The organism is Burkholderia anthinoferrum, from assembly GCF_002925705.1.
GTDB classification, from domain to species: domain Bacteria; phylum Pseudomonadota; class Gammaproteobacteria; order Burkholderiales; family Burkholderiaceae; genus Burkholderia; species Burkholderia semiarida.
In genome coordinates this window covers 1-14,467 of record NZ_LFZP01000003.1, presented here as the reverse complement: position 1 = coordinate 14,467, position 14,467 = coordinate 1, and the positions used below count along the sequence as shown (strand labels likewise).

The 14,467-nt window shown below is 55.1% G+C and carries 12 protein-coding genes and 1 pseudogene; 5 read left to right on the top strand and 8 right to left on the bottom strand.

What is annotated here, in order from left to right:
- Positions 1-141: 141 nt before the first annotated feature.
- From C5F75_RS01335 to C5F75_RS36125, 5 genes are all read left to right on the top strand, one after another.
- Entirely contained in the window at positions 142-918 is a 777-nt protein-coding gene (locus C5F75_RS01335) for an HNH endonuclease (protein ID WP_104011791.1), read from the top strand.
- 379 nt (positions 919-1,297) lie between these two features.
- Entirely contained in the window at positions 1,298-1,864 is a 567-nt protein-coding gene (locus tag C5F75_RS01330) for a hypothetical protein (RefSeq protein ID WP_104011790.1), read from the top strand.
- Between the two features lie 242 nt (positions 1,865-2,106).
- A complete protein-coding gene (locus C5F75_RS36135) occupies positions 2,107-2,409 on the top strand; it encodes a DUF6388 family protein (protein ID WP_141717145.1) in 303 nt (100 codons plus the stop codon).
- Positions 2,410-2,465: 56 nt separating this feature from the next.
- Positions 2,466-3,476: a hypothetical protein gene (locus C5F75_RS36130; protein ID WP_146075159.1), complete on the top strand. Its 1,011-nt coding sequence runs from the start codon at positions 2,466-2,468 to the stop codon at positions 3,474-3,476.
- Positions 3,477-3,556: 80 nt separating this feature from the next.
- Positions 3,557-4,618, top strand: a complete 1,062-nt coding sequence (locus tag C5F75_RS36125) for a hypothetical protein (RefSeq protein WP_146075158.1) — start codon at positions 3,557-3,559, stop codon at positions 4,616-4,618.
- A gap of 353 nt (positions 4,619-4,971) precedes the next feature.
- On the opposite strand, the gene C5F75_RS01320 is transcribed toward C5F75_RS36125, so the two are convergent.
- The 8 genes and pseudogenes from C5F75_RS01320 to C5F75_RS37015 all read right to left on the bottom strand — a co-directional run.
- Entirely contained in the window at positions 4,972-5,871 is a 900-nt protein-coding gene (locus C5F75_RS01320) for a plasmid partitioning protein RepB C-terminal domain-containing protein (protein WP_104011788.1), read from the bottom strand.
- Complete coding sequence (locus C5F75_RS01315) at positions 5,868-6,782, bottom strand: ParB/RepB/Spo0J family partition protein (RefSeq protein ID WP_104011787.1); 915 nt, start codon at positions 6,780-6,782, stop codon at positions 5,868-5,870. The genes C5F75_RS01320 and C5F75_RS01315 overlap by 4 nt, the downstream gene beginning before the upstream one ends.
- The gene (locus C5F75_RS01310) at positions 6,775-8,346 is read right to left on the bottom strand and encodes a recombinase family protein (RefSeq protein ID WP_258048538.1); all 1,572 of its coding nucleotides are present in this window, start codon (positions 8,344-8,346) and stop codon (positions 6,775-6,777) included. The genes C5F75_RS01315 and C5F75_RS01310 overlap by 8 nt, the downstream gene beginning before the upstream one ends.
- 995 nt (positions 8,347-9,341) lie before the next feature.
- The gene (locus C5F75_RS01300; RefSeq protein ID WP_104011813.1) at positions 9,342-10,244 is read right to left on the bottom strand and encodes a plasmid partitioning protein RepB C-terminal domain-containing protein; all 903 of its coding nucleotides are present in this window, start codon (positions 10,242-10,244) and stop codon (positions 9,342-9,344) included.
- Positions 10,241-11,143 (bottom strand): ParB/RepB/Spo0J family partition protein, encoded by a 903-nt coding sequence (locus C5F75_RS01295; RefSeq protein WP_104011785.1) that lies wholly within the window; start codon positions 11,141-11,143, stop codon positions 10,241-10,243. The genes C5F75_RS01300 and C5F75_RS01295 overlap by 4 nt, the downstream gene beginning before the upstream one ends.
- On the bottom strand, positions 11,140-12,657 hold the full coding sequence (locus tag C5F75_RS01290; protein ID WP_181035356.1) for a recombinase family protein: 1,518 nt from the start codon (positions 12,655-12,657) through the stop codon (positions 11,140-11,142). Before C5F75_RS01290 ends, C5F75_RS01295 begins: the two co-directional genes overlap by 4 nt.
- A gap of 214 nt (positions 12,658-12,871) precedes the next feature.
- Positions 12,872-13,186 (bottom strand): hypothetical protein, encoded by a 315-nt coding sequence (locus tag C5F75_RS01285; protein WP_232357157.1) that lies wholly within the window; start codon positions 13,184-13,186, stop codon positions 12,872-12,874.
- Between the two features lie 512 nt (positions 13,187-13,698).
- Positions 13,699-13,818, bottom strand: a pseudogene (locus tag C5F75_RS37015) (recombinase family protein); the annotation flags it as partial.
- Between the last annotated feature and the right edge of the window lie 649 nt (positions 13,819-14,467).

Below are 14,467 nucleotides of genomic sequence, written 5' to 3'. Positions count from 1 at the left end.
CCAAAGACGCCCCGAAAAGCATCTGTGCTGGATTGCACCTTTCAAATGCCAGTTGCACACATCGCAATGCACCGGCGGTCGCCTGAAAGCCTATGCGGTAGCATGACACCAAACTGAGGCGTGTCCGGGGAACGATAATCTATGAAATTTCAGTTCGATGTGGGAGGCAGCTATAGCCGTCGTGATGTCGCGCTGGCAGTTGGACTTCCCGATCTGCCGAGCGGCGGAAGTTGGCTCACGGGATACGTCCAACATGATGGAACCTATCTCGTCTTTTGCGGCGTTGGGACGCCGGGCCGGACTGGGCACGATTACGGTAACCGCTTCGAGGGCGATGAGTTGGTTTGGAGCGGCAAAACCAGGAGTCATCGAACTCAGCCGATGATTGCCAAGATGACTGCGCCTGGCGCGGAAGTTCACATTTTCTGGCGCCAGAATGATCGCGACAGCTTCACGTACGCCGGTCTGGGCCGCGCCATATCTGTATTGGACGATATACCCGCTCGAGTGCGCTGGCGCTTTACGAACGCCGCCCATGGAGGTGAAGGCACCTCGGCTGAGGAAATTCCGACAGACGTGGCTGCCGCCGTACCACCCACGATCCTCGAAGGTGCGCTGAAGCGCGTGACGGTAAACGCTTACGAACGTAACCCCGTCGCGCGCAAGGCCTGTCTAGCCTTCCACGGCTATCGGTGTGCTGCTTGTGGCTTTGACTTCGAGGCAGTCTACGGCGACATCGGACGCGGTTACATTCACGTGCACCACCTGCGGCCGCTGAGTTCGGTCGGCGCTTCGTACGTCATCGATCCGATTAAGGATTTGATCCCTTTGTGCGCCAACTGTCACGCGATGATTCATCGCTCGGACCCGCCACTCGCAGTTGATGTCCTCGCAACACGGCTCAGGTCGTCCACCTGAGCGGCCCTGAAAATATCACCGGAGCGCACCCCACGGTGGACGCGAATGCGGACAAAGCCGTTCATACCAGATAAATCAATCTCGAGGATGGCGACGCGCGGGCGGAAATTCTCGATGACCCTGAAACCGGTCGTGCCGTCGTACGCGATGGCCATATTTTGGTCGCTTTCCCCGAGTGGCGCACCCGATGCCCTTGGACCGCCGCGGCGTGTTCGATCAACGAGTACCAACAGCGTAACGCTTGATATGTTGATAATTTGCGCCTTGAGGAAGTACAAAGGTATGTGATATCCGTTCGATTTACGTCCAGAACAGTGAAAATAAAGTTCTTGCTGGGTGTACTATGCAAAAATCCATACGAATCGGGGACCAACCAAAAATGAACAGCACAAAGCCCAAAAAAGACGAGTGGCAGATAATCGACGGGCGGCAGATCATGAAGAACTTCGTTACTCTCTCGAGAGTCAGTCAGTTCATGAAGAGGAGGGTGCCACAGGTTCTTGTAATATGGGCCGTCGTCGCAGTCCTGTTGAGAACCTCACTGTTCATCAGCGCGTTCAACGAGCTCGGACGCAGCTTTACCTCTCCGTTTCTCGTGGTAGGAAACATTGGCACCGACCAACCGATCGACATAACGGCCGTCTTTCTGATCGGCTCCGCAGCAATCCTGGTCGACACAATTTTCATCATTTTCCTTTACGTCTGCATTAAATTAAGTCGCTGCTTTGGCAGAGGACGTCCAATTAAGATGGAGCAATGGGCCGTCCGCTTCTCGGGCAAGATATCGGACGAAGTATCTTCGATCTTGACTCACTGTTCGGCAGCAACGTTGGTTCTCTTAATTGGTAAGTGGCCGGCCATACATGGAACCCAGGTCTTTCCCTGGCTGGTGGCTACGGCCGCCTTTATGTTCGTCTTTGGCGCAATCTGCTATCGTGAAAACTGAATGAAGACGTCCTCGGATGAAATTTACCTACCGTTTCCTCAGGACGCTCTCATTAACTCGAGTCAAAATAGATGAGTCAACCCCGTACGGAGCACGCCACATTACAGTCACCCACTTGAATATATGTTAGACATGTTTTCTTGAGCTGGCCTCGACTGTTTCGTGCTCCGGCATCTCGATGCACTCTATCAACTGGGATCGAATCTTTCTCGGAATACCTCTTCGACACTGAACATACATCTATGAGTTCACCATTGCTATCAGCTCAACAAATCGCCGTCGGCTACGAACGATTCTTGTCACAATTTCCTGCGGCCAGGGCACGTGTCGACAAGTTATCTCAAGAAGTTGCCAATATCATTGGTGCTGATCTTGACGAACTCCGCCGAATCGAAGCTGCTACCGCCTTGGGGGAAGTTGCGAAAAGTTTGGGCATCGATCCCTTCGAATATCTGCTTCAATTTGCAGTTGATTCCGAAGCGGAGCGACGGCAGATTCTCCAGGCCCGCCAAGAAGCAATAGAGCGTGCTATCGGCTTGCGCTAGTCGCAAGACATACCACCTCGTTGCAAATCGACGCAACTATAGGTCACAAGAACCACATGCGCGCCAACGCACTCTATTTTCCCTACATCACGCTTCCTGACGACGCGTGGACAGTGAAGTCGCTCTTGTATTGGGACAAACTATCATCCATCGTTCCGATGGACCATATGAACCATCCCGAACAGATGAACTGGTTCATGAGGGTGTTACTCAACGAAGGCCTTGTGGAACCAGTAATACCTGCTGCGTACATCCATCGTTTAGACCGCTTCGATGACAGCTTCATCGCATTGATTGAACACCGGCTGAAGTGGCTCCGCCTGCGCACCCCAGAACATCCCCCCCGACACACGTTCACCCGAATTCATGCAGAGAAGCTTGGTGAAATACCTCGCTTCTTAGTGGAGGTTGGCCTGGCCAAGGAAGTCGACTGGCCATGGTACGACGTGGAGACAGCCACAGCGACCATGTTCATGTCCTATCTGGCTGCATGCTTGGGGGCGATCCCTGAGGTCAATGCAACGCCCGTGACCAATAAGATGACTTTTGCCGCCGGGTTACTGGCTCGCCCTAAGTCGTCGGCACGGGACCTTCATCGCCAAAAAGCTCGAGAAGTCGTGTTGCAGCACCTACTTCCGACGCCAACTGGCCCCGTGCAGTTGGACAAGCTTCTGCGATTCAAGAGTCAATACGGCCATCTTCTCCCCCCTCTGCGCGCTCGGATCGAAGCGCATTGTGTCTATGTTGCAACTCTTCCGGATGCTGACGATCGTGTTGGTGCTAACGAAGCATTTTTGCGGAACTGCAAATCCGATATCGCTGAAATCGAGGATGCTATGCGCCCGTCGTTCGGATCGGTAGCCCTTGGAGCATTAATCCCATTATGTGGTGCCGGTCTGACACTTCAGGCAACAGACTCAGGTAACGTAACTGCATATGCGGGTGCCGCACTGTCGCTCGCAGGTGCCGCCTATCAAGCGATCAACAGCATTCGAGGCAATCGTGCTCCGATGAATCGCCCGCTCGCCTATGTTGCCCACGCACAACGTATGCTTACCAAAGGTTAGGGGTTGCCCCCTGCATCTCGGAAACGATATTTGAATCAGCAACCCGACGATACCATCACACACAATTCATTTAAAACAAAATGATTGCCTATGCCATCAAAATTATAATCGGCGCTCTTCTAGTGTTGGCCACACCAGGCGCCGCAATTTCAACGATACTGATACTGAACAAGTTCTTACAATTTATCAGACGCAGCTGGATCATCACCAGCATGACGCACTGTGCGATTTTTATCGGAAAGAGAATTAGGCTGTTTATTGAGAGAAACTATATTCGTCAAAAGATGGATGCCTTCAGTGAATCCATTACAAAAGAGTTCTCTATGCCTCGTGTAGTCCTACTGTACACGATCCTCTTCGCATCTGCCCTTAAACTATTTTTTCTATATTACAAAGAAACCGATGTCTTCAACGCCATGATTACACTGATCGCAATGAGCATGCTGCCGTTAGCAGCACTCGCGGTTCATTTTTGCAGAAGAGACACTCTAGTCGAAGCACTAAATTGTCCGTTCTGTGCTTGGATTCGATGGACAGGGTTGGCAATATTAATATGGATTGGGCACTCCGACGCGACCAGTCGGATTTCTGCGCACTTCCTTGGAGCATCAATGCACCTTCCCATTGCCTTCAGTGCGGGTGTATTCATGTCGTCAATTGGCATTTTGTCGCTTTGGACAGCACTATTCCTCCTAGCACTTCAAGCCCTTATCTTTCCACTTTTTGGCCTATTTGAAATCAAGAACAAGAGAGCTCCCGTCAAGGTACGCATCATTGCTGCCGCGACCGCAATAGCAGCTTTCTTTACAACTTGTCTCTCGTACGGCGCCCAAAACGCAATAGGAATGTCAGACATTGAAACACTAGCAATTTCTAAATTGGCATGGGAGTTCGATATGCTGGATGAGAAGGCATGCACTGGAGAAGATCCCGCTTCTGGCCCATTGAGGAAAATTGTATTTGTTGGCCCAGATCAATCGAAAGCGTATATTTTCACTAGCATTTGGGGCTCAAAAAATAGCTCAAGCACGAAAGCACGGCCGATACGCCTTTTAAACGTGGACGAACGAAAGGCTATTCTCCCGACTCTAGAGGGAGTAATCCCATGTAACCACGCCACCTCAAAAACGACCGTGAATTAACTTACGATCAATTTCGCCCATCAAAATATCACGGCGACAAATTAAATTGACAAATTTCCTTTGTCGCCCGAGCAAGCATGGGCCATCAAAATTCGATCAATCATCGCTATCCCAATGGCACCACGATCCCCTCAGGAAGGACCGCTCTCGTTTCCGTACGTTGCTTCCGTTGAGTTTTATACCAGCCGAATATATCTCGATCGAACTCACCCGCAAGTGACTTGGCATCTTCGAATTGCGTCGCAAATTTTTGCATAACTTCTATCATTTTCGTAAGCGGCTCGGCCCGACCGCTTCCACATTCACATGCGCGTTAGGCACAATGGTGATGAAGTGAGGGAGTCCGTGTAGGGCTACTCCTGTTCCGATGCCCGATTGTCGGCTGCTATGGCGTCCATCGTCGAGACGAGGCTGTCCAGCAAGTCGCCGTGATACCGTTTCAGATGCCCGTGGATATTGTTGTTACGGAGCAAGCGGCTCATGAACCCTTTGGCGACGACCAGCGCGAGCATGGTATCGCCCACTTCCGTCTCAACAGCTTGGCAGTCTTCACGCAGGCGCTCCATCTCCGCTTCCATGCGAGCTAGATCCTCCGGCGATATCTCGCTCTTTTTCTTCGGCTTCGCGAAGTCATTCAATCCTTCAGGCCTGGTTGTCGCGAGGATCATCTCCAAGTATGGGACTGTGAACTTGTTCGCCGCCACCATCATTTCGGCCGCCTCGATCTGCCGATACGGCTTCATTTTCTTGAGCAGAATGAATATCTTGGGCAGTACCTGCCGGTTCTTGAGGATAGAAACAGCTTCAGGCGCGACGCCGTCGAGCATCGTCGCTCGCTCACGAATACTACGAACATCGGTCCGTAAGACTTCTGCAATGCGCTCTTCGGACGCGCCTTTCGTGAGAGCGGCCCGAATCATTTTGTGTTCCTGCACTGCGGACAGGCGGTTGATATGCCGATTGAACGTGAATCCCTCATCGTCCGTCGAAATCATGCACGGTGCTACAGCGCGACCAAGCTGCTTCAACGCTTCAAGCCGCAAACGCCCATCCAGCAATTCATAGTGTCCCAGGCGCTCAGTTGACGGGAAAACAGCCAACGGTTCGATGATGCCCAACTTCTCAATCGAGGTCATGATCGAGCCAAACTTGCGCGTCAGGACCATACCCTTTGACAGGGGTGAGCCTGAGTGGATCAGTTCAACCGACACCTCAATGATTCGTTCCTCGAAGGCTCGCTTGACGGTCGTCATGGCAGCAGTTCCTGCGGTAGTCGCGTCGCAACCGCTTCGGGGATGTCCTTTATTCCCTCCGCGCGGAGCAATGTTCGGAAATGTTCGTCGGACAAAAAGCGCTTGATTGCAGAGATGATGAGCAGCAGACGCTGATCCTGAATTCTCGCGTTCTGGAGCACGATTTTTTTCCTTCGCACTTCCGTCTGATATGTTCGGAGTAGCTTCTGCGGTGTCGTATTGTCCCTGGAATGCAGTCGGCCGCTCATCTTCTTTCCGGTGGCCTCCCGCTTACTTATGATTCGCCGCACTCGAATCAGTTGTTCGCCCTTCAGCGTCTTCGACTCATAGGCGGAAAGCATAGCTGCTTGCACATCCTCGCTAGACGAGCGCGCAATTTCAACGGCGAGCCACAGTGGCATGTCACGCTTCTCGACGGCTTGTAGCAGCCGCTGCTCGCCTCTTTCGAGCAGCACAAGAATTCCGCTTATGTAAGCGGGATCCAAGTTCGTCTTTCTTGCGATTTGGTCATTTGTGTAGCCTTTGGCTCGAAGTACTTGCAGGCCGTTCATGAGTTCCACTGCGGAGTGCCGCCGCCGGGCAATGTTCTCGGTCAGTGTGATCAAAAAGCGATCGATCTGACTGGCCTCGACGATGCAACACGGAATCATCGTCTCGCCTAAGGCCTTGAGCGCCTCGAGTCGCCCTTGCCCGCATAGCACCTCGTACCAATCTCCTTCCTCGTTCTTACCTCCGTTGGCCACAGTGATAGGCCGCTTCAGTCCAACCGTGGCAATGTTCTCGACTAGCTGGGAGAAGAAATATGGGTTTCGTGTACGCGGGTTCAGCACTCGAAGTTGGTTCGCCGGAATTTGCACAATCGCGTCGCTACGCGCGAGTGTTGACCCGACTCTGTCCAGTCGATCATTCATACTCAACTCCTTTGAGTGCCGCACGACGCCCGAGTTGGCAGAGCACATCAAGATCGTCAAAGCGATATGCCTCGAACCCAAAGTCGTTGTAGTCTTGAAGGCGCACCATATCAACCCGCAGTTCGACTGCAGGCAGTAAGAAGTAGTCGCGGATCGACTTGGCATCGAACTCCATACGCGCCGCGACAGTGATGTCGGGCAGTAGCGCATTGTCGAAGCGGATCACCCACCGATTGCTTCCGACTGCGGTCGGCCGGCAACGGGAAAGAACGAGAGAAACACGAAACTCGTCGTTGACCCATAGCAGATCGGATCGCGCATCCTTCACGACATCTGCTCCGGCTTCCGTCATAGCGTGTATCGCCTGAGCGACGATCTGAGGATGAAGTCGGCGCAGTTGCCGATTAATCTCCACGTAGCGATAGTCTCTACTCGGCAAGTAGCCGATCAGATCATAGGTTCGCAGCAGGCTCCCGAAGCGGTGCATGTACGCGCTGCTGGACGGGCAGCCGATAGCTTCGTCAATGACGATGCCTGACAGAAAACCATTCTTCAGAAGAAGCTGACGCAAGCGCTCGAGCATCTCGGCGTCGCTCATACGATATGAGCGTGCCATGATGATCTGCCGTGCAGCTTCGAACAACAAGGGACTGACAATTGGCTTGAACGCGTTGTCCGCTCGCACCCATTGCTCGGGTGGGTTCTTAACCCGCTGTTGTTTCAACTTGAACGAGGTGCGGTTCCAAACGTTGTGCCCGACATATTTTTCGTTGATGAGAATCTGATGTACCGTGCCACGCGTCCACAATCTCCCCCTATCTGTCCGAAGGCCTTCGGCATTCAGTGACGCAGCTATCTCGGTCTCGGTTCGTCCGTCCTCGACAAAGGCACTGTAGATACCGCGAACGGTATCCACTTCTTCTGCCGGTCCGGGAGACAAGATGACTCGATCAGTCTGGATGGATTTCTGCTGGCCGCGCTCGAGCGTGCCTTTGATTTCTCTAGCGTGGTCGACCAGCACGCGGCGTAAACCATAGCCGGCAGGACCACCCTGTCGATTTCCGCAACGGATCAGCCGACTTTGCCCAGCATGAACCTTCACGCTGAGCTCACGGCTGTACTCCCCCGCCATAGTCCGTTTCACACTCTTGATGATGCTGGAGACAGGGCTCCCGTCGTTTTCGAACTGCTCGGCGCAATAGAGAACTTTCACCCCCGCATGCTTGCATCGAATCTCGTAGCTGGCACTTTCGTCCGGGTCCTGAAATCGCCCCCATCGGCTAACGTCGTAGACCAATACGACAGAGAAGTCCGCGTTGCCTGACTCTGCATCGCGCAGCAATGCCTTAAGCGAATCCCGGCCGTCGAGACGTAGACCGCTTTTCCCTTCATCGGCATACACACGAACGACCTCGAAGTTTCGTGTCTCCGCGAATACGCGAATGACGTCCAGCTGATTTTCGGTCGAATACTGTTGATGCTCCGTGGACATACGGACGTACGCGACCGCCCGGCGTTCGGTATCCGAGCCCTCATGCGCTGCCTGTCGCGTCGAGCGGACCACGCTGCCTCCCTCCGGCAAGCTACCCCACGCCCGCCTGCGTCAAGACACTCCGTCAAACGACTATAGTTTTGGAGACGCGAAAAATGTTGCCGAAAACAAGCAAGAAGTTGCACGACAACGAGACATCAAAGGTGGGAAGCGAATACCCACTCGTCATCGCCCTTGCGCTCAAAGGAGAAGTGGGAGGTTCACGGCGCGCGATAAAAACACTGGCGCGGTGGACGGGTGCTAGCGAGCGCACCGTACAGAACTGGCTCTCTGCGGTTCGGGGACCAAGCGGCCCACATCTGGTAGCTCTGGCCAAACATTCGAATGCAGTGCACGAAGCGTATTTGTCGCTCGCAGGACGAAGCGATGCATCCGCCTCGCAAATTGAAATGTCGATAGCGCTACTTCGTGAGGCGCTCGGTCTACTTGCCGGCAGTAGTTAGAAGAGGGCATTCATTCCGAACCATGACAGGCACATATGAGCGGCCTCACCGATACATGGCCGACTGAGAAATCGTGATGCTCTGCAGCTATCGCCGGGTTTTGTACACGCGCTTAAACACGACGCGGTCGCCGAACATCTTTTGTATGAGCAGGCTAAGCCCAACAAACACCACTGCACCTGCAACCCAGCCACCTACTGACATGGACTCGGGCAGGTGGCGATGCGCTTGATAGCCCGCGAACGCGGCAGCAAGTAGCGCCGCGCCGAAAAGTCCTCTTGCGGGCCCATACTCAACTTCAGCCTGACACCCGGTGCAAACCGTCGCGCCGCGCGGAACCCCAGTGCGGCAGTGAGTACAAGTCATATTGCTCATTATTTTCACGATCTAGGCTATAGAACCACTCGACTGCAACACGCAGTGAGCCCCTTTAAGCGCATAACGACATAAAGGTAAAATTCTTTAGACGAATTCGCAACGTCTCAACATACGAATTTTGGATCACGCAATTTTCGTGATCAGCAGACCGATTTTTGAAACGATACTCCGCCAAACTATCTGAGCTCAGACAGTGGGATCGAGGGCCGGCTGCTCTAAGGCGATCGTATCGACGACGGACTGCAGTTCGCATAGCAAATCCGCTTGTTGGGCTTGCAGGTACTGGCGCACGGATTCGTTCTCAAGCAGCCTCGCAAGATAGCCCTTTGCGAGCACGAGGTTGAGCACGTCCTGTCCATAAGTCTGCTCGACCACCTTGTACTGCCCCTGCAGATTGCTCATCTCCCGCTCCATCTTCGCCATTTGCTCGGGGCTCACGCCGGCAAGCTTCTTCGGTTTCTTCCCTTCGACCAGCCGCGAAGCCGGCGTCGCAACGAGCAACGCTTCAGCGTACGAGACAGACAGGTTGTTCGCTGCCACCATGAGCTCGACGCATTCGACTTGCCGCGTCGGCTTCATCTTCCGCAGAGCTCGCGCGAGTTCCGGCGAAAACTGCCGGTCCTTCAGGAGTTCAGTCGCTTCGGTGCAAATCCCATCCAGCAATGCCATCCTCTTGATGATCTGCGACACATCTACGGACAGAGCCTTCGCGAGTCGCTCCGGGGACACCCCTCGTTCAACGGCCCGACGAATCATGAAGTGCTCTTGGATGGTCGATAGTCGATTGACGCGGTTGTTGTACGTGTAGCTCTCATCGTCCGTGGCAACGAGGCACGACACGGTGTCGAACTGGAGCTCCTGCAACGCGATCAGTCGCAGATGCCCATCGAGCAGGACGTGGTTGCCCGACGCCTGGTCGACCGGCGTCACCGAAAGCGGCTCGATTAAGCCCACCTCTTCGATGGAGCTTCTGATCTGCTTGAACTTTCGCGAGTTCATCATGCCGGCAGGCGTGCGTCGTGATGGCAGGATGCTCGCGATCGGAACAGAGAGTGGTTCCGGAATGAACCCAAGTGCTACGCCGGTCATGCTGGGCTCCCGCTCGGCCATACACGTTCTGCCAGATACTTCGGCAACGTCGCCAGTTCCTCCGCGCGCAGCAGATTGACAAAGTTCTCATCGGCAAATAGCTGCCTGAGGGCTCCGACGATGAAGAGCAATCGCTGCTGCGTAAACTCGGCCTTCCGCACCATCGTCTTCTGCCGCTCGACTTCATGCTGATACGTTCGAACGAGGCTCGATGTGGTCACGTCCATCACCTTACGCGTCATGTTTCGATTCGCCATGCGGCCGAGCGCTTTCCTCCGCTCGATGACGCGCCGAGCGTCCATCAGCTGGCGCCCACGCAATCTCCCCGATTCATATGCCTCCTGCAGTGCGGCCTGGATCGCCTCATCGTCGTCGCCGGCACCGACGATCGAAAGCGCCGCGTTCAGCGGAATCCGACCTTTCTCGACGGCGATCACAAGGCGTTCTTCACCCTGATGCAGCAGCGTCAAGATGCCCTGCACATAGTGTTGCGTGAGGCCCGTCTTCTCGGCGATCGCCTTCGGGGCGTATCCGCGCTCCTGCAGTTCGCGTATGCCGGCGAGCAGCTCGAGCGGTCGGCACTGTCGTCTCGCGATGTTCTCCGTCAGGCTCATGATGAACGCATCTTCGTCGCTCACGCTCACCACCAGCGCTGGTATCGTCGTTTCTCCGAGCGATCGGAACGCCTTCAGTCGCCCCTCACCACACACGAGGAGATACTTCTCCACGCCACTTGCCGTTGCCCGTGGCGTGACCAGAATCGGTTTCTTCAGGCCAATTGTCTTGATGTTGGTGACGATTTCGTCGAAAACTCGACCATTACGCTCGCGAGGATTGATCACCTCGATCTGGCTGATGGGGATCATCCGAACCTCACCGGGCTGTTCACGCTGAGTCATGCTCTTCTCCTCAGCCGAGCTCGCTGTGCCATACCGTATAAGTAGTCCAGCGTGTCGAAGCGATAACTCTCGAACTCGATCGGATTCCAGTCCGCGAGACTGATACGAGGTTGCCAAAAGTCGATGTGCGGCAGCAGGTAGTAGTCGAGCGCAGTCGAGTTGCTCTGGTCCAGCCTGACTGCCACGGTGATATCCGGCAGTAGGCTCGTGTCGAACCGGACCTTCCAGCGGTTACGGCCGCTGCTGCGCACCTGACACCGTGACAGCACGATGCAGGCAGTGAACTCCCGATTCACGGTCAGCAGATCTGTCGCCGGATCACGCGACACGGATCCGCCGAGATCTGCGATCTTCTTTTCCGTCTCGGCAACGATCTCTGGGTGCAGTTGCCGAATGAAGCGATTCGTTTCGATATAACGATAGTCACGTCCTGGCGTGAAGCCAACCGTCTGATACGCACGAATCAAGCTACCGAAGCGATACACATAAACCGAGGTGGACGGCATGCCCTCCGTTTCGTCGATCACGACGCCCGATAGAAAGCCTCGGCTTCGATACAGGTTTCGCAGACGCTCGATAAGCTCCTCACTCGAGTAGCGCCGCGCGCGCGCCCGCATGATGCCCTGCGCGGTATAGAACGTTTCGCTCGGCACGATGGATTCGAACGCCCCCTCCTTGCGTATCCACATCTCCGACGGATTCGTGACGCGCGATTTCTTCAGCTTGAACGACACACGGTTGTAGACGTTGTTGCCGATGTACTTTTCGTTGGTCAGCACCTCCCGAATAGTTGCCCGAGTCCAGGGACGCCCAAGGTCCGTCTGAACATTCATGCCGTTCAGGCGTGCGGCGATCTCGTGCTCATTGAGTGACTCATTGATGAACCAGCTGTAAATGAGGTTGACGATACGCACCTCGCTATCCGGGCCCGGCATCAGAATGACGCGGTCCGTCTGCAGGCACTTGTGTTGACCGCGTTGCAATTCCCCTTTCATGAGGCCATGCTCGTCGACCAGGATCCGGCGCAACGCATAGCCTGCCGGGCCGCCTTGCCGGAAACCGAGCTCGATCAACCTACATTGACCTGCGAAGACCTTCGCTGACAACTCGCGGCTGTACTCACCGGCCATCGCACGCTTCACACCTTTGACGATCGTCGAAACTGGCGAGCCGTCGTTCTCGAACTGTTCAGCGCAATAGGCGACCTGGATGCCTGCACGCCTGCAGATGTACTCGTAATAGGCACTTTCGTCTGCATCCTGGAATCGTCCCCAGCGGCTTACGTCGTAGACGAGGATGACCTGGAAATCGGCCATGCCGGTTTCCACGTCCCGGATCAGTTGCTGCAGCGCCTGGCGCCCATCGATACGCAAACCGCTTTTACCTTCGTCGGCGTAGGTCCGCACGATCTCAAGATCGCGACGAGCAGCGTAGTCGCGAATGCGATCACGTTGATTCTCCGTCGAGTATTGCTGGTGCTCCGTCGACATCCGAACGTATTCAGCAGCCCGCATCCTGCAGGCCTGCTCGTCAACGGATTCGCATGTGCAATCGAGGTCCACGATCCAGCTCCGACTGGCAACCGCCCCTCGCTGCGCCATCCCCGGCATCGATTAGGGGATTTGTATCGGCGAACGCGTCGCGCCTTGCAATGACGTCGAATGCGAGCGAGTACACAGCCAAGGTAGCAGGCCATAGACTCTTTTCGTACACGTCATCTCTTTGCAATCACGCCGGAACCGGCCTTGGCTCAGATAGCACGGCGATGTGCACCGTCCACGCGTTCATCTTTGCAACGCCTGCCTCAACCGCGTTGCGCAGGATGTAGAACCCAGATGCCAACGGGCGACAGGCCGGCCACACGTCCATGTTTGCAATGGCACCAGCAGTCCGCCGTGCATTTCGTCGTCGCTGCATCGCGCAATTGCGATCGCGATAGGCCGGGTGCGTCTCGCGGTAGTGCCGCCAGTAGTCAGGATGTCGGGCCCGCCAGCTGGCCTGGGCGCGGATCTGGTTCTCGCGATAGTCGGGATCGACTCGCATGCGCTGGTGCTGCCATGCACGCCGGCGAGCACGCTGGCATGCCTTGGCCGAGCAAAAGCGTTGATGAGGGATGTGTGAGAGCGGAGTGAAGGGTGTGCCGCAGGCGGCACAGATCCGATCCGATTTCATGGCCGTACTCCACAGAGGATTCACAATGGGGTCGGCCGTGTTCGGGGCCAGGGTCAGTTGAAGCCAGCTCGCGGGACGCGGCGTCCCACCCTCGCAGATTTTCCGCCGCTCGCGATGCTCGTGCGATTCACGCCTATCAGTTCGACTCTCAGTTCGCGCGGCGCAGAGCCTTGTGCCGCGAGCCTCTGCGGTCCACCCGCAAAAATTTTCACGTTTTGTGGCGTGACTGCCGAGTTTTTTCACTATTCGCGTCAAAAAGCTCGAAACGCCGTGACAGAGTTAGTGAAAAACTCCAATAAATTCAATGGGGCGACTTTTCAACATTTACGACACCCGACATAATTCCAGTGGCGTCAGACGTAGGGCGCCAGAGTAAGTGCGACTCGTGTCTCCGCGAATACGCGAATGACGTCCAGCTGATTTTCGGTCGAATACTGTTGATGCTCCGTGGACATGCGGACGTACGCGACCGCCCGGCGTTCGGTAGTGGCACGAACCGACACAGTGACTTGATACGCAAAGAAAGGAAGCTACAAAGTCTGTGAAACTAGCGCAACAATCTCGCGGTACAACGCTCGAGCGATTGCAACGTGCTCGATATTCGTCCATCCCAAAAGATCCGAGGGCGCAGCCTCATCTATAGGAAATCGAGAACATTCTCGCAGTGTTTTGAAGAGTCCAAAATCCCCGAAATTCACAATACCGCGCATCGCATTCTCGTAGGCTGCCAACAGTAGCGCAAGCAAACGAGGTGTTCATCCCGGGATATCTGACGCCTGCGCAGTTCGCGCGGGCGCACGATGCAAAGCAGCAGTTTTTAACCTCGGACTCTAACTGCAGTTCGGACTAAAACCGGGGGCAGGTCAGCACGCCACCATCCGTCTAGGTAGCTTGGTGCCCGATACTCAGCACCGTTAGTAACTGTGACAAGCAACGAGTGTTCTGCAATTGCAGCCGGCCGGTCACTCAGGCCCGCTGCCGCGAGCCTTTCAGCACGAGCTGCAACCCATGCCGGGCACATCGCGCATTTCCGCCGCCGAAATGCAAAAACCCCCGCCTTTCGGGCGGGGGTTCTTGGCTTAGGGAGCCTGACGATTACCTACTTTCACACGGGAATCCGCACTATCATCGGCGTAGAGTCGTTTCACGGTC